At 31.4% G+C, this 17,775-nt stretch carries 16 protein-coding genes; 2 read left to right on the top strand and 14 right to left on the bottom strand.

Going from position 1 to position 17,775, the window contains the following annotated elements:
* Positions 1-222: 222 nt before the first annotated feature.
* On the bottom strand, positions 223-1,320 hold the full coding sequence (locus tag QVA17_RS02820) for a sugar kinase (protein WP_027431800.1): 1,098 nt from the start codon (positions 1,318-1,320) through the stop codon (positions 223-225).
* Between the two features lie 237 nt (positions 1,321-1,557).
* On the opposite strand from QVA17_RS02820, the gene QVA17_RS02815 reads away from it, so the two are divergent.
* A complete protein-coding gene (locus tag QVA17_RS02815; protein ID WP_287386293.1) occupies positions 1,558-2,517 on the top strand; it encodes a bifunctional 4-hydroxy-2-oxoglutarate aldolase/2-dehydro-3-deoxy-phosphogluconate aldolase in 960 nt (319 codons plus the stop codon).
* A 409-nt stretch (positions 2,518-2,926) separates the two neighbouring features.
* On the opposite strand, the gene QVA17_RS02810 is transcribed toward QVA17_RS02815, so the two are convergent.
* The 13 genes from QVA17_RS02810 to QVA17_RS02750 form a co-directional block, all read right to left on the bottom strand.
* A complete protein-coding gene (locus QVA17_RS02810; protein ID WP_287386291.1) occupies positions 2,927-4,645 on the bottom strand; it encodes a carbon starvation CstA family protein in 1,719 nt (572 codons plus the stop codon).
* A 175-nt stretch (positions 4,646-4,820) separates the two neighbouring features.
* Positions 4,821-5,621, bottom strand: coding sequence for a hypothetical protein (locus QVA17_RS02805; protein WP_287386290.1), 801 nt, complete (start codon positions 5,619-5,621; stop codon positions 4,821-4,823).
* Positions 5,622-5,655: 34 nt separating this feature from the next.
* Positions 5,656-6,432 carry a hypothetical protein gene (locus tag QVA17_RS02800; protein WP_287386289.1) on the bottom strand — a complete coding sequence of 259 codons (777 nt, stop codon included), beginning with the start codon at positions 6,430-6,432 and terminating at the stop codon, positions 5,656-5,658.
* A 32-nt stretch (positions 6,433-6,464) separates the two neighbouring features.
* Entirely contained in the window at positions 6,465-6,932 is a 468-nt protein-coding gene (locus QVA17_RS02795; RefSeq protein ID WP_287386287.1) for a hypothetical protein, read from the bottom strand.
* 300 nt (positions 6,933-7,232) lie between these two features.
* Complete coding sequence (locus QVA17_RS02790) at positions 7,233-7,865, bottom strand: ATP-binding cassette domain-containing protein (protein WP_287386286.1); 633 nt, start codon at positions 7,863-7,865, stop codon at positions 7,233-7,235.
* Positions 7,866-7,877: 12 nt separating this feature from the next.
* Positions 7,878-8,477 carry a hypothetical protein gene (locus QVA17_RS02785; RefSeq protein ID WP_287386285.1) on the bottom strand — a complete coding sequence of 200 codons (600 nt, stop codon included), beginning with the start codon at positions 8,475-8,477 and terminating at the stop codon, positions 7,878-7,880.
* A gap of 1 nt (position 8,478) precedes the next feature.
* A complete protein-coding gene (locus tag QVA17_RS02780) occupies positions 8,479-9,330 on the bottom strand; it encodes a hypothetical protein (protein WP_287386283.1) in 852 nt (283 codons plus the stop codon).
* Positions 9,331-9,348: 18 nt separating this feature from the next.
* On the bottom strand, positions 9,349-10,113 hold the full coding sequence (locus QVA17_RS02775; RefSeq protein WP_287386282.1) for a hypothetical protein: 765 nt from the start codon (positions 10,111-10,113) through the stop codon (positions 9,349-9,351).
* A 36-nt stretch (positions 10,114-10,149) separates the two neighbouring features.
* Positions 10,150-10,581 (bottom strand): hypothetical protein, encoded by a 432-nt coding sequence (locus tag QVA17_RS02770; RefSeq protein ID WP_287386281.1) that lies wholly within the window; start codon positions 10,579-10,581, stop codon positions 10,150-10,152.
* Between the two features lie 112 nt (positions 10,582-10,693).
* The gene (locus QVA17_RS02765; protein WP_287386279.1) at positions 10,694-11,926 is read right to left on the bottom strand and encodes a sensor histidine kinase; all 1,233 of its coding nucleotides are present in this window, start codon (positions 11,924-11,926) and stop codon (positions 10,694-10,696) included.
* Positions 11,905-12,612, bottom strand: a complete 708-nt coding sequence (locus QVA17_RS02760; RefSeq protein WP_287386278.1) for a LytR/AlgR family response regulator transcription factor — start codon at positions 12,610-12,612, stop codon at positions 11,905-11,907. Before QVA17_RS02760 ends, QVA17_RS02765 begins: the two co-directional genes overlap by 22 nt.
* Positions 12,613-12,761: 149 nt before the next feature.
* On the bottom strand, positions 12,762-14,249 hold the full coding sequence (locus tag QVA17_RS02755) for a UxaA family hydrolase (protein ID WP_287386276.1): 1,488 nt from the start codon (positions 14,247-14,249) through the stop codon (positions 12,762-12,764).
* 135 nt (positions 14,250-14,384) lie between these two features.
* Positions 14,385-15,884 (bottom strand): tagaturonate reductase, encoded by a 1,500-nt coding sequence (locus QVA17_RS02750; protein WP_330635149.1) that lies wholly within the window; start codon positions 15,882-15,884, stop codon positions 14,385-14,387.
* 322 nt (positions 15,885-16,206) lie between these two features.
* Here QVA17_RS02750 and uxaC point away from each other — a divergent pair, with 322 nt between their 5' ends.
* Positions 16,207-17,625: a glucuronate isomerase gene (uxaC, locus tag QVA17_RS02745; protein ID WP_027431785.1), complete on the top strand. Its 1,419-nt coding sequence runs from the start codon at positions 16,207-16,209 to the stop codon at positions 17,623-17,625.
* Positions 17,626-17,775 lie beyond the last annotated feature (150 nt).

Raw genomic sequence — 17,775 nt, 5'->3', positions numbered from 1 at the left:
CTAAGTTAAATATCATGCATAAATAAAGTGGCTTTTTATCCACTTCATATAAGTTATCGGCTAAATTTTAGGAAAGTTAACCCCTGGTTTAGATTTATTTTTATGAAAATGTTAAAAGACTTGGAAGTCTTATTCTTTGTGTTTGGCAATACATTTTCCTTAAATGCATAAAAAAAAGGGCATCTATAAAGATGCCCTAAAAAACACTCAAAAAGTGTTAAATTATCTCTGAACTCTAGCGCCAGCGCCACCCATGATAGCTTCAACTTCCTTCTTAGAAGCCATTGTTGTATCACCAGGTGTTGTCATAGCTAATGCACCGTGAGCTGCACCGTAGTTAACAGCTGTTTCTGCATCACCTGTTGTCATAAGACCATAGATAAGACCTGAAGCGAATGAATCACCGCCACCAACTCTATCCATGATTTCAAGACCGTCATACTGCTTAGCCTTGTAGATTTCTCCACCAGCCCAGCAAAGTGCTGACCAATCGTTAACTGTAGCTGTCTTAACTGTTCTAAGTGTTGTAGCTACTGCCTTGAAGTTAGGATATGTCTTAACTGCTTCGTTGATCATCTTCTTGTAACCTTCGATGTTAAGAGACTTAAGGTTAGCGTCGTTACCTTCGATTTCGAAACCTAAGCAAGCTGTGAAGTCTTCTTCGTTACCGATCATAACATCAACATACTTAGCGATTTCCTTGTTAACTTCCTGAGCCTTCTCTAAGCCACCGATAGCTGACCACATAGATGGACGGTAGTTAAGATCGTAAGATACGATTGTACCATACTTCTTAGCTGTCTTGATTGCAGCAAGTACAGTTTCACATGACTGCTCTGATAATGCAGCATAGATACCGCCTGTATGTAACCAACGAACACCAAGTGTACCAAAGATATAATCAAAATCAAAATCCTCTGGCTTAGCCTGAGAAATAGCTGTGTTAGCTCTATCTGAACAACCTACAGCACCACGGATACCAAATCCTCTTTCTGTAAAGTTGATACCGTTACGGCAAAGACGACCGATACCATCAGTCTTCTTCCAGCAGATAAGTGATGTATCAACGCCACCCTGAAGGATGAAGTCTTCCATAAGCTTACCAACTTCGTTATCTGCGAAAGCTGTTAATACAGCTGTCTTAAGGCCAAAACATCTACGAAGACCACGTACTACGTTATATTCTCCGCCGCCTTCCCATGCTCTAAAGTTTCTTGCTGTACGGATACGACCTTCACCTGGATCAAGACGAAGCATTACTTCACCTAATGAAACAGCGTCAAATGCGCATTCTTCAGCTGGTCTTAAATTAAGTTCCATTATTAATTACCTCCCAAAGATTTATAAATACTAAAAGATTTTACCACAAACAAGTTTAATTATCTAGAGTTTTTTAGCAATTTATGAACATACTGTAAAAATTATAAATTTTCGCAATAAAAAATTAATATTTAGCCCTTCTTTTGTTTGACAAAAAATGGCTAGAAACCTATAATTTATGGGGTTAATTTAGTTTTATTAACCATAAATTGCGTTTTAAAACGAGAGGAGATTATTATGAATAAGGTTATTGAAGAACTTGGTCTTATTGGTATCGTTCCAGTTATTGCACTTGACGATGCTAAGGATGCCAAGCCACTTGCAAAGGCTTTAATTGATGGTGGACTTCCATGTGCAGAAGTTACATTCAGAACTGAAGCTGCAGAAGAATCTATTAAGATCATGGCTAAGGAATTCCCAGAAATGATCGTTGGTGCTGGTACAGTACTTACACCAGAGCAGGCTGATAGAGCTATGAACGCTGGTGCTAAGTTTATCGTATCTCCAGGTCTTAATCCTAAGGTTGTTAAGCACTGTATCGATAAGGGATATCCTATCATCCCAGGTACAAGCAATCCTTCAGATGTTGAAGTTGCTATTGAACTTGGCTTAGATGTTGTTAAATTCTTCCCTGCTGAAGCTGCAGGTGGTCTTGCTATGATTAAGGCTATGTCAGCTCCATATACACAGATGAAGTTTATGCCAACAGGTGGTATTAACGCTTCTAACTTAAAGTCTTACCTTGACTTTAAGAAGATCGTTTGCTGCGGTGGTTCTTGGATGGTTAAGAAGGACTTAGTTGCTGCTGGTAACTTCGAAGAAATCACAAGACTTACACGTGAAGCTGTTGATACAATGCTTGACTTAAAGATTAAGCATGTTGGTGTTAATATGCCAAACGAAGAAGAGGCATTTGAACTTGCTGATACATTTAAGAAGGTATTTAACTTCGAACCTAAGAACGGCAATAGCTCAATCTTCTCAGATACAGCATTTGAAATCATGAAGAAGCCAGGTCGTGGTACTCATGGTCATATTGCTATTTCTACAAACTACATGGATAGAGCTGTTTACCACTTAGAAAAGAGAGGCTTTAAGTTTGAAGAAGCTTCTAGAGTTGTTAAGGACGGCGTATTTAAGGCTATTTACCTTGAAGGTGAATTTGGCGGATACGCAATTCATCTTGCAACAAAGTAATTTATTATTTTTGTAAAAATGTTATCTAGGCCCATTGATTACTAGGTAAATTTAATACATAAAAAAGCTTGTGAATTATATTTATCATAATTCACAAGCTTTTTCTTTTTTATAAGCTTTTTTCTTATTATTAGATTCGTGGTGCTCGCATAAGGTGCGGCCTTGCCGCTAGCTCGCACACTGTCGTGAAGTGCTCGCATTAGATGCGGCCTTGCCGCTGGCTCGCACACTTTCGTGAGGTGCTCGCATGAGATGCGGCCTAGGCCGCTAGCTCGCACACTGTCATGAAGTGCTCGCATTGGATGCGGCCTAGGCCGCTAGCTCGCACACTGTCATGAAGTGCTCGCATTGGATGCGGCCTAGGCCGCTGGCTCGCACACGTGTAGCAATTGTAAACAATTGCTACATATTAAGCAGCGTTTTGCTCGCTCTTTGTATCTGTTTCGCTCTTTGTCTTAATTAAAGTCTTAAGGCAAGTTACTAATACTAATACGCCAAGTACAATAAGGAAAGCAGCTACAATAAGCTGTAAACCATTTACAAGGAAAGTTCCCTTTCCATTAACAAAGCTTTCAATATTTCCCTTTACATTTAAAATGATTGCGCTAAATGTTACTGCAAACATAATAAGCATTGGAGGAAGTAACATCTTATGCTTTCTTCCTGTAGCCTTTAAGAATACTGCAATACCAATAAGTACTAAAGCAGCTAACATCTGATTTGCAGAACCAAAGAGAGCCCATACATTTTCATAACCACCAAGGCAAAGCAAATAACCAACTACAAGTGTAATTACTGTTGCAAAATACTGGTTAGTACAAATCTTTTCAAGCACTGACTTATTCTCATTCTCTGTCTGGAATAATTCCTGGAATGCCATACGTCCAATTCTTGCAACTGAGTCAAGACTTGTAAGAGCAAGAGCTGAAACGCACATTGTCATAAATACATTTGCAACGGTATTAGGAATTCCAAACTTTTCAAGGAAGCCTGCAACACCTGCAGAGAAAATCTGGAATGGTGTAAGGCCTGCTGGAACGCCACCATTTACTGCTACTGCACCTACGATAATAAGTGAAATAACACCAAGTAGTGTTTCAAGAATCATAGCGCCATAACCTACAAAGAGCGTATCCTTTTCATTAGATACTGTCTTTGAAGAAGTTCCTGAAGATACAAGGCTGTGGAAACCTGAAACAGCGCCACAAGCAATAGTTACAAAAAGTGTAGGGAATAAATAGCTTACAGATCCCGATGCTGAAGTAACTGTAAAGCCATTAAAGCTATTAAGATTCATGCTAGGATGTGCAATAATTACACCAACGAATGCTGATAGAACCATTGCTACTAACATAAATGTTGTAAGATAATCTCTTGGCTGCATGAGTAACCACATTGGCATTACTGCTGCCGCAAAAAGATATACCATAATTACTAAATTCCACTGACTTGCATTAAGGTAAATTGGTAACTGCATACCTACTGCAAACATTGCAACTACAAGTACAACAGCAATAACTGACTTTACTGCTTCTTGTCTTATTTTTACAAATTTATTAAAGATACCAAAGGCAATAGCCACAAAGATAAATAGCATTGAAATTGTAGCTGCAGAAGCACCGTTGAAGTTTTTAACAGTTCCTTCTGTAGTTGTCTTAAAGCCATTAAATGTAGATGATACCATTGATGTAAATGCTGCAATTACAAGTAATGTAAAGAGCCATTCAAATAATGAGAAGAATCTTCTACCTACTTTTCCAATATATTTTTCAATAATAAGTCCAATTGACTTACCCTCATTTTTTACTGATGCATAAAGTGCACCAAAATCTTGTACTGCACCAAAGAAGATTCCTCCTACTAGTAGCCAAATTAGTACTGGAACCCATCCAAACATTGCAGCAAGTATTGGTCCCTGCACAGGGCCTGCTCCTGCGATTGATGAAAATTGATGTGCAAAAACTGTTAACTTTGAAGATGGTACGTAATCTTTTCCGTCTTCATACTCATATGCAGGTGTTTTTTTCTTAGGATCAATGCCCCACTTCTTTGCAAGGAATCTACCATAAAGAGTATAACCAAGCAAAAGAGCAACAACTGCAATAGCTAGAATTACTAGACTGTTCATATACATTTTCCTCCCTTATATTCTCCACTTCTTAAATATCACAAGACACACAGCAATAAATTAAGTAAAGTGTTTCGTTGTATGACAACTCCCTAATATTGTCATACAAGTTATTAATAAGGTTACGACTTTATCGCTTTAAAGTCAAGAACTTTTTTATTTTTTATTATTACAGTTAATAAAAATCTTTTTTATTTAACATCATTATTGTTAATACTAAGAAAACTATTATTATAACGAAATCTATCAAAATAAAAGAATTAAATTCCAAACCTGATTTCAAAAATAGATTTGATCTTGTTAGCATTGTGGCATTTGCTATAAATAAATAAGTACAATTAAACATAGAGAACACATAAATAGAGAAAGTTGCTATTAATGCTACAATTTCATTTACTGTAATAACTAAAAATATCTGTATCATCATAATTGCTAATGATGTTAAAAAAGAACATAATAGAAGTAAATAAATATCTATATATCTAGTATTATAATAATCTAATTTTAAAATTGACATGTCTGCAATTTCATTATAATCAAAGTTAAATTTGGTTATAAACATAGTCACAACCAATACCATAAAATAATAAAGTAATAGATTTATAAATGAAATAATTAACTTGCTAAATAGCCATTTCTTCTTTGAACCAATTTTTAAGACAATATTATTGTCATTTTTTCCATCGAAAATGCAATAAGTCATAACACTCATATAAACAAAATAAATCAAATAACTAATAGGAAGCTCTACGTTTTTGCTAAAAATCAAAAAGCTTTTACTCGCTCCAGAAAAGATATATAATATAATATCTAGTACTCCAACCCCTTTAAAACTCTCTGGATAAAATACCATCATATATGAAGTCACTTTCATCTTCATATAATATGCAGCCATAATTATTAAAATCAAAAAAAGGATATACTTATCCTTTCTTTTATTCATCTGAACTATTTCGTATTTTACCAAAGTTAACATCTAATCACCTCTAAGTAATCACTATATTTTTTATTTAAATAAAATTTTTCCTATTTATAAAAATTTTTACTATTAAAAAAACTATAGAAATAAATGCAATTTCAACAAATATTTTTTGTAAATATATATCTTTTTTTAATATTTCATAATAATAATCACCATTTGAGCTCTTTATTCCTAAATCCGACAATCCATAAAATTTAGCTGCAAAATTCACACCAATTAATCCACAAAATCCAAAAAGGCACACATATGATACTACGGTCGATATTAACCATCTAACTGCATTTGCAACTATTACCAACAAAAATATCTGAAGCAAATTTATTACAATAAAAACTACAACATTTACAATATTCAATTTAGGACAAACTGTAGTATTTAGTTTTTCAAAACAGGTAATTCCTAAATAACTGTGTTTTAAAAATGCATCTCCAGATAGTTTAGAATAATTACTATTTATTCCATTAAAAACAATACTGAATAAAAAGCTTATGAATATATCGAATAAAAATGAAAAAAGACATAATGATAATATTTTTCTAGACTCCTCTAGCCAAATTTCGAATCTATCTTTTCTTCTTATTATTATATTAATATTATTATCTTGATTTAATTCTTCAATAAAATACCAATATACCATCATTGGTATTAATCCAAGAATTAGAAATCTGTTAACAGACCAAGTAAAAATTCCATCAATAAGACAACTATTAACTTCATTTACTTTTTCATCAATAAAGAACCTAAATAAGGCATTTATTGTAATAAATACTGTTAAAGACAATATAAATAGAATTCTTTTTTTCATTTTATAAACATCCTTTTATTAAAAACACACTTTTAATTATAAAAATCTTTCTTAGCATAAATTAAAGAATTTATCATTAATATAAATAATGCTATTACCGCAGTAAATATCATTATATGTACCTTATTACTTAAAAGATAAAAGCTATAATCTCCATTTCCAACAAAACCGTTTTTAGATAATGATGATAAAACTAACCCTGCAGCTATAATATAAATCACTAAGACAATAATCTTATTTTTAATCGTTAAATACAAAAAATGTATAAGATTTATTTCTAGAAGCATCAACATTAAAGCTAATGTTATGAGAACAATTAAATTAAATAAACTTGTTCCTTTTAAAATTACGATTCCATTTTTTATAAAAAAGTAACTATCTTTTAAATTATAATTAATCATATTTTCGCTATTAAAGTAACCAAAAATTAATGACTCTATCATCACAACACACATATATAATAGCATTAAAATATAGCTGTTAATCATATTATTAGCCATTAGATCTAGTCTCGACACTGTCCTAACTAATATCAAATAGCATTCTTTTTTTTGAATATAATTAAGTATTATTATCCCTAAAACTGTCGGATATATTATAAGAGTATTGGTTAATGTTAAATTACCAATGATTAAGAAATCTATTCCAGATATCTTTACTCCTATATTATGGGTTTTTATCCAATTATTTAATATATGATCTGCATATAAACTATTGATGATTGAAAAAAAGAGACTTGCTAAAAAAACACATATTAATTCTTTTTTATTTAACTCAATAAAACTCTTTATTTTCGTCATTTAATTATTAATCAATTCTCCTTCACTTATATTTATTATTTCATCTGACAACTTTTCTAATTCCTCTTTCTCATGGCATGATATAATAATTATTCTCTTATCGTTTTTATATTCCTTTATAATTTTTTCAACCATCAATACACTCTTTTCATCTAGTGCGTTAAATGGTTCATCTAAAATTAATAATTCTGGGTTTTCCATTATCGCACAGGCAATTCCTAGTTTCTGCTTCATTCCTAAAGAATAGCTTTTAAATTTCCTCGTATCATTAGGATCTAATCCTACTTTTATTAGAGTTTGTTTAATATCTTCATCAGATATAATTCCTTTTAGGCTTGCAATCATTTTTAAATTTTTTAAACCCGTATAACTATTAACAAAAGCGGGATATTCTAATAGCAAGCCTACACTTTCTGGAAATGATATATCTTTTCCCAATTTTTTATCATCTATTAATACCTCACCTTTTGTAGGTAAAATCAATCCGCAAACTAATCTCATCAGCATTGTCTTTCCACTACCATTTACACCCTTTAAGCCATATATTTTGCCACTTTCAAACTCCAAATTAATATGTTTTAAAACTTCTCTTTGTTTTATCTTCTTACTAACATTATTAATAGTTATTTTCATATTTAAACTCTCCTATTTCTTTTTATTATTTAAAGTCATTCTTTGATTTCTCCCCAATTTAGTAACTTCTAAAACAAAGTTTTCATTTTTTTCATTAGTAATATAAACCAATTCTACCTCTCTTGTCTCTTTTGGTTTATACTCAGCTAAATAATCATCAGAATTTAGAAAACCACTATAATAATTATTAACTTTGATACCTTGTTTATTCAAACTTGTTAATACAGAAAAATTACTGTTAATATTCATCTTTTGCACTTCCTCTGTTAAATTGCTTATCTCTAAGTCAACTACTAGTACTTTATAATCATTAGAGGGATCATAAGTTACAATATAATCATAATTAGAATCATTTTTTAGATTCATATTATAAATTACATTGTATTTTTCTTCTTCTAATTCGATGTTTTCATTTTCTAATTTTTGTTTCCATTCTTCTTTTGAATAAATATTATACTCCTTCAGCCTTAAGCTGAAATTTTTTAAATCAAATATTTCATCTTCGTCTATTATTTTAATATCAGCTGCCGGATAAGCTATATTTACATATGCAATTCTTGCAATAACCAAGAAGCAAATAATAACAACTATTATCTTCAATACCTTTTTCATACTAAATTACATCCCTTCTAATTCTAAAGAAAAACAAAACATCAAATAAGAAAAGAACTATTATTTGTAGCAAGTAAAACAAAAGATTTTCATATCTTAGATTAATTATGTTTGTAGCAAGTAATAATGATGTATCATATCGATTAAATCCAAATGAAATAATAACGTGTTCTGAAAAATAAATAATAAATGGTACAAGCAAAAGCATATATTTGTTTTCCTCAAAATAAACAAAGGATAATGCCAAACATGTTATCAAACCGTATACTACAAAGTAAATCAAAAAATATAGCATTAGATAAACAACTATATTTTGATAATAAAGATTGCTAAAAAGGTTGTACTCTTTTACCGGGTAAAACTGTGTTGATCTTACTGGTAGACCAAATGGAAGTGCCATACTGCATATAATTAGGTTTATAAATAAAGGAAGAGTTGCTATTGTCCCACCAGATATAAACAACGTAATAAACTTAGAAACGTAATACTTTCCTTTACCTATCTTAATAATATATTGATTAATTAATCCGCTACTTTTATCCTCTATATATGTAATGCCATATGGGATTATGCATAAAAGAGGAAGAATTATTAACCATAAAAAATAGAATTTGCTTGAAGCACCATAATTAGGCATCCATATTTCTATCGCAACATCACTATAATCGCATTTTTCTATTATATAACTAGCATCCAAATCTCCATTCATATATAAAAACCAGTTCTTTGCTATTTTAAATCCTGGAGTCGTAAAAAAAGAGCCTATTGCAAAAATAGTGCTTACAAATACTACAATATAAAACTTTGTATTTATAAACGCTCTTTTTAATTCTATTTTCATAATCCCTCTCATAATAAGCCTCCCTATTATCTACTTCTGTTTATATAAATAAATCTTGTAATTAGAATTAGCACGTTCACCAAAAAGTCTATTTTCTAATACCCACTCTCCAATACTAAAATTATAATCTCCACCTCTATAAGCCATTACAGCTTGCAATTTGACAGTTTCATTAGCTTTCAATAATATTTCTCCGTAATAATATTTACCATTAAATTTCATACTTTCCTTAATATCTTTCCTATAAAAATATGGCCTATTATCTTCAAAATTATATGCTATCAAAGAATAACGATCTAATTCAGTACCTTCCAAATAATGCACAACATCATTAAATGGTAATACATATAATCTATCTTTATCATAAAGATTTGTTATTTCAATGTTAACCAACATAAACTTATCATAATCCGAGATATCAACCCACTTTTCATCTATTTTCCCATCATAACTATCCACTATCTCATAATCTGTTATATTAATTCTAACTGGATAGTACTTATAATCCGAATAGCCTTTTTCCTCCGGGCTTTCTAAGCTATAACAAACATAAACATCTTCCCCCATTAGTTTTTCTTGATAAGCCTTATAGTTTTTTTCTCCCATATCTTTCACAGGATCGCTATAATAATCAACAATCGAATTATTATTATCCAAGTTTAGTTCAATGTTTTCTTGATTTATCTCATTCACATTTGAATCTTCCTTAAAATACTTTTCAAAAGTATTAAATACAAAAACTAATACAGAAATAATTAAGATAATTATTAATGATATTCTAACTATTTTATTCATACCAACCTCTATAAATATAAATTCTGGCTAATTATTTTAATTAGATATATAAATCCCTTTTAAAGTAACAAGTGCATCATCAACCGCTTGTGCTTTAATACCTGCATATTTATATCTATTTTCATACACATAATTAATCATTTTATCTGTGTACTCGCCTTTTCCTAATCTATAAACATGTCCATCTGAACAATCTACTGGACTTTTAGGAAATCTTGTATTTGCTCCCATTGCTCTAAAATCAAGTTTTGAAAGCGAATCATTATCACTAGAAACATATACTTCCATATAATCATCTGTAATTTTTTCATCAAACATTTCACAAAAATCCTGATCTTCACCATAATAACCATGCGTTGTTACTTCAAAGCCAACAATATGATAACTTGCATTAACATAGTTTGTTATCATTATCATTAAAGAAAAAACTAACATGAATAATATGATATTTTTTATTCTTCGTGTCATAAAAAACCTCCTATACATTAGCCAGAATTTATCTATAAAAAAAATATCATATTTTTCTTTTAACATTCTCAATATGTAAAAAACATCCTCTTTCATGTAATTTTTTACATATTTAGATATCCTCCATATAAATCCTAGTAGTAAATTTATCACTATATCTTTCTACTGACATTGAACCATTGTATTTTTTTACGGTGTAGTATACATTTTTCAGACCAATTCCATGTTCAATACTATTCTTTTTACTGGTTTTAAAAAAATGTAAATCTGATTCTTTTAATAAATCATAAGTAAAGTCATTCGATATTACACAACTGTTTTTTACTTCTATATATATCAAACCCATTTGATATCTAATTATAATATCTATAGCTGGTTTCTCACATTCAATAGAAGCCGTGATGGCATTGTCTAACAAATTAGCCAAAATAATAACAAAATCAAAGGAATTAATATTCAAATCATTAGGTATAATTACTTCATAATTAAAATCAATATCATTCTCCTTCATAATCGATAATTTACTGTTTATTATCATATCTATTTCTAGATTACCAGTGTCTAGATAGGAATTATTACAATCAACAATAGCGTCTATATTATTCAAATATTTTTTTAATTTATCATTATCTCCTGCTAATTTTTTTATAATCAACAAATGATTATTTAAATCATGTTTTACAGATTTTAAATAACTATTAGATTTCTTTATATCATCTAATTGTCTTCTATAACTTTTTAGATTATCATTCAATAAACTAATATCATTTTTTCTAAGTTCTTTTTTATGCAAAAGATAAAAAATAAAATATGAAAATAGTAAAAGAATAAATAAAATAGTTTTTTCTTGTGATTGATTAATTATTTTTGTATCAATAAAAAACGCAGAAGATATTACTATAACTGATGTTATCACAAAAGAAAAACACTCATAAGAATTATATTTTTCTGATTGAATATAAATAATAATTTTTAACAAAGCATACTCAATAATTACTATATAAAGATAATAAAAAGTATCTATAGTCATGCCATTTATAACAAATACAACAATATGAATTAAAGTAAAATATATAGCATACAATACGATTTTTTTCCAATAATCTCTCAAATACTTATAATCCTGAATACTTAGTATTATTAATACAAATACGCTTGCAATTACCATCATTGCAAGCTTTCTATAATAAAGAATTACATTTAACCCGATAACAATAGTTGTAAATATTCTTAAAAAATCTCTCTTTATATCTAATCTTAAATTAAAGGAAAACTCTAGGATTTCATATAAAATATTAAATTGTACTAAGAAGAATAATAGATTTAAAGATAATTCATAAAACATAATTTTTTTACTTCATCCTTTCTGCTTCTACTTACTGGTAATACTTCATTATTCAAAAGAATTATTTCGTTTGATTTAACTCTGCTAATATAAACCGCATTAACAATAAATGATTGATGAATCCTAAAAAAATTATATTTATCCAATTCATTTTCAATTCTTTTCAAGTTATCATAAAATTCATAATTTTCATCTTTTGTATGAATTACTATTTTTCTTGCTTCGCTTGAAAAATACATAATGCTACTCAAAGCAATTTTAAAATTCATAGAATTAAAACTGTATTCAAAAATTCTATGATTATTATTAATTAATCTTTCAGCAATTTCTATAACTGATGATAGTTTTTCTTTTGTAATAGGTTTTATAATAAAATCCATCGGTCTAAGTTTAAAAAGTTCAAGAGCATATTGAGTCTCTGAAGAAATAAACACAAGCTGACATGCATCATCTTTTAAAATATCCCTAATAAATTTTCCAATTTCTAGTCCTGTATGATCTGGCATACAAATATCCAAACATATTAAATCATACTTCTCCCCATTCTTTAATTCACTTATTAATTCAGAAGCTTCTGTAAAATAATCTATATCATATATATCATTTAACTTTAGTTTCAATTGTTCCATTATTGAACTAAATTCATCTATAAATGATCTTTCATCATCACACACAGCTAGTCTCATCTAAGTCCCCCATATTAAACTAATATATATATTTTAATTATCGCAAATATATTTTATAAATTCAAGCATTTATAAAAAAAGCTATCAAGATTCAAATTACAAATCTTGATAGCTTTTTATATCATATTAAATTTTAAAGTATTTTTTAATTATAATGTAACACCCTGCTTAAAGATAGCGAAGTCATGGAAGCCTTCTTCTTCAGCCTTTACCTTCTTACCAGAGGCAACATCTAATACATACTGGAATAATTCCTTAGATACTGTTTCCATTGGAACATCATCAGCTACGATTCTTCCGCAGTTAAAGTCAATCCAGTTGCTCTTCTTATTAGCAAGTCTTGAATTTGTTGCAATCTTTACAGTAGGAACTGGTGATGCAAATGGTGTACCACGTCCTGTTGTAAATAATACGATCTGAGCACCTGAAGCTGCAAGAGCTGTTGCTGCAACTAAATCGTTACCTGGAGCTGATAAAAGGTTAAGGCCCTTAGTATTAACTGGTTCACCATAAGCTAATACACCCTTTACAAGTGAAGAACCAGACTTCTGTGTACAACCAAGTGACTTATCCTCAAGTGTTGTAATACCACCATCCTTATTTCCTGGAGATGGATTCTCATAAATTTCCTGACCGTTCTTAATGAAGTATTCCTTAAAATCGTTAATTAAGTGTACAGTCTTATTAAAGAGTTCTTCATTCTCGCAACGATTCATAAGAATTGTTTCAGCACCAAACATTTCTGGGACTTCTGTAAGGATAGTTGTACCACCCTTAGCAACTAACATATCTGAGAACTGACCTACTGTAGGGTTAGCTGTAATACCTGATAAACCATCAGAACCACCACACTTCATACCAATGATAAGTTCCTTAGCATCAACCTTTTCTCTCTTAAACTGAGAAGCATAAGCCATAAGTTCATCTAAGATTCTATCAGCATCATCCTGCTCATAGTCTACATCCTGAACCTGTAAGAACTTAACTCTCTCAGGATTATATTCACCGATATAGTTCTTTAAAACTTCAATTCTTGAGTTCTCGCAACCAAGACCAAGTACTAATACAGCACCTGCGTTTGGATGGTTAATTAAATCAGCAAGTACAGTTCTTGTATTCTCCTGATCTTCTGTAACCTGAGAACATCCATATGGATGAGTAAATGCTACGACTTCATCTACACCTTCTGGCTTACGAAGCTTAGCCTTAGCTTCAATTGCTCTAGCAATTGAATTTACACAACCTACAGTTGGAATAATCCATACTTCATTTCTTACACCAACCTTGCCATTCTCTCTAACATAACCGTCAAAATATGCCTTTTCTTCATCAAACTTATCAACCTGTCCTGTTGGTTCATACTTATATTCAAGTAATTCTCCAAGACCTGTCTTTAAGTTATGTGTATGAATCCATGCACCTACTTCAACATCAGCCTGAGCAATACCGATTCTGAAACCATACTTAATTACAGAATCTCCCTTCTTAACAGGCTTAATAGCAAATTTATGTCCCTGTGGAATATCTTCAACTGTTGTAATATTTTCACCAGCAACATTTACAGTTGTTCCCTTAGCGATTGGCTTTAAGGCAACACAGACATTATCGTCTTTATTAATCTTAATAAAATCCTGCATAATATCCTCCCTTTAAATAATTTATATTCTCTCTTTTTTTCTTTAAATAAGAGCGGATGAGTACTATCACCCGCTCTTTTATATTATTATATAATATTTATTCTCACAATACTAAAAGTATAACTTTTTGCTAAATTAAGCATTAACTAAATCAGTAACAACTGCTCTCATGCCTCTGTTTCTGATGTCATCAATGTAGTTAGTAATAGCTTCTTCAAGACCAGCAACCTTAGTTAAATCTTCTCCGCCAAAGAATGCTGTGTTAGAAAGGTAAGCATGTGTAAATTCTGCTGCAGACTTAGCTGAGTTTTCCTTGAAGAAATCAAGAACAGCCTTGTCATCACGGATGTTATACTTCTCACCGTTTCTATCGCCCTGTAATACAATACCACCATTGAATTCAGCTTCAGTCTGTGATGTATAGAAGCTCATAAGTGCTGCGATAGAGAATGTTAAGTACTTAGGTAACTTATTGAACTTATTAACATAACCTAAGAATGAAGGTAAACATCTAGCTTCCCACTTAGATACTGAGTTAAGTGAGATATCAAGTAACTGATGCTTTACAAATGGGTTAAGGAATCTATCGATAACAGCCTTTGTAAATTCTTCACAGTCTTCCTTAGATAATGAAAGTGTAGGAATAACTTCGTTATAAAGAGTTTCTTCCATGTACTTTCTGATTGTAGGATCGTCCATAGACTCTCTTACGATATTGTTACCAGCAAGGAATGAAGCAAGTACGAAGCTTGTATGAGAACCATTTAAGATTCTAACCTTTCTTTCCTTGTATGGATGATGATCCTTTGTGAATACTACGTTAAGTCCAGCTTCTTCAAATGGAAGTTCCTTCTTTAACTGATCAAGTGTGATATTAGTATCAGCTTCAACAACCCATAAACCGAATGTTTCAGCTCTATCGATTAACTGATCTTCATAACCCCACTCCTTGCAAAGTGCTTCAGCATCTTCTCTTGGGTAACCAGGAACGATTCTATCTACAAGTGTAGGACAGAATGAACAGCATTCGTTAACCCATGTCTTAAATCCATCTTCTAACTTCCAAAGATCGATAAACTGCATAATGCACTTCTTTAATTCTATACCGTTATCGGCAATAAGTTCACATGGAAGAAGGATAAGACCCTTATCAGCAGCTCCATTAAACTTCTTATATCTTTCAAATAATAACTTTGTTAACTTACCAGGATATGTCTTAGGAGGGCAAGCATTGAAATCATCTGTAGCGTCAAATACAATACCAGCTTCTGTTGTGTTAGAAACGATGAATCTAAGTGTTTCGCTTGTTCCATATTCCATAAACTTCTCATAGTCTTCAATAGCTGCAACTGCATCTACTACTGAAGTAATCTGACGAGTAATTTCCTTAGGCTGACCATTCTCATAACCTCTTAACTGAAGTGTATACTGGCACTCCTGATCATGGAATCTGTCAAGGTTTCCGAATTCAATAGGCTTAACAATAACAACACCACCGTTGAAATCTGTCTTCTCGTTAGTAACATCGAAGATATAGTCTACGAATGCTCTAAGGAAGTTTCCTTCACCAAACTGCATAACCTTAACAGGTCTGTCAACTGCATGTGTAATACTCTTATTTAATCTTTGCATCATAAATCTCCTTCTTTTTATGGGAACAGTCCCATTTTTGCCCCTAAATACGGCTTACTTTAGATATAATATCATTGTGATTTGCAATTATCAACAGTATTTTCAATTGATATTAAATTAACAAAAATTTTTACATTTAACTACTTATTTTTAAGTATACCTTTTAGTAAATTTGTTCAAAAATATCTTGTATTTTGTATTTTTATTGGCTTTTTCGTTGGTAAACCTTGATTTTTGTTCTGTAGTTTTGTATCTTTAAAGAAGTGCTGTAAACGAAACATTTTTACAGAGGATTTCTTATTATATTTTAGGAGGACTATGGATTATGAAACAATTCATGGATAAAGACTTTTTATTATCTACACCAACAGCTCAGCATCTTTTCCACGATTTCGCTGACAAGATGCCTATCGTTGATTATCACTGTCATATCAACCCTAGAGAAATTGCTGAAGATAGAAAATTCGAGAACATCACACAGGTTTGGCTTGGTGGTGACCACTATAAGTGGAGACAGATGCGTACTAACGGCGTAGATGAGAAATATATCACAGGAGATGCAAGCGACCGCGAAAAGTTCCAGAAGTGGGCAGAAACACTTGAGCTTGCTATCGGTAACCCACTTTACCACTGGTCTCATTTAGAGCTTCAGAGATATTTTGGTTACACTGGTGTATTAAATGGTGATACAGCTGAAGAAGTTTGGAACATTTGTAATGCTAAGTTACAGGAATCTTCAATGACTGTACGTGGACTTATTCGTCAGTCTAACGTTAAGTTAATCTGTACAACAGATGACCCTATCGATACTCTTGAATGGCATAAGGTTATCGCTGAAGATCCTACATGTAGCGATATTAAGGTTTTACCAGCTTGGAGACCTGATAAGGCTATGAACATTGAAAAGCCAGAATATCTTGATTACATGGCTAGCTTATCAGAAAGATCTGGTATTAAGGTTAACTCATTCAAGACATTAGTAGAAGCATTAAAGGATAGAATGGCATTCTTTGATTCTATGGGATGCTGCGTATCTGATCACGCTCTTGAATACGTTATGTACAAGCCTTATACAGACGCTGAAATCGAAGAAATCTTTGCTAAGAGATTTGCAGGCAATGAATTAACTGATCTTGAAAGAGATAAGTTTAAGACAGCCTTCATGGTTACTCTTGCTAAGGAATACAATAGACTTGGTTGGGTTATGCAGTTACATTACGGTACAATCCGTGATAACAACAAGTTAAGATACTCTCAGTTAGGACCAGATACAGGTTATGATTGCATCAACTCTTATGACTGCTCAGCAGAAATGGCTGCATTCTTAAATGCACTTTCAGCTACAGAAGAGCTTCCTAAGACAATCATCTACTCACTTAACCCTAACATGAACGCTATTATCGGTACAGTTATTGGATGCTTCCAGGATTCAACAGCTGCTGGTAAGATTCAGCAGGGTTCTGCTTGGTGGTTCAATGATCACAAGGTTGGTATGATGAACCAGATGACATCACTTGCTAACTTAAGCCTTCTTGGTAACTTCATCGGTATGCTTACAGATTCAAGAAGTTTCTTATCTTACACAAGACATGAATACTTCAGAAGAATTATGTGTGAACTTATTGGTGGATGGGTTGAGAATGGTGAATACCCAGCAGATGATAAGTCTCTTAAGAAGATTGTTGAAGGTATCTCATACAATAACGCTGTTAGATACTTTGGTTTTGACAGATTCATTAAGTAATTATCAATTAGATTTTACTAATAACTATAATAAGGGAAACGAATTTTTCGTTTCCCTTATTTCTTGCCTATTTGTCAGATTTATTTTTTATGGAAAGATCTAATCTAAGATTAATCCAAATAAAAAATAAGATGAATCATAGTATTAACT

The sequence above is a fragment of the Lachnospira sp. genome (assembly GCF_016290755.1).
In the GTDB taxonomy this organism is placed as follows: Bacteria; Bacillota; Clostridia; order Lachnospirales; family Lachnospiraceae; genus Lachnospira; species Lachnospira multipara.
Note: the sequence above shows the minus strand (reverse complement) of the source record. Positions and strands in the feature narration are given on the sequence as shown.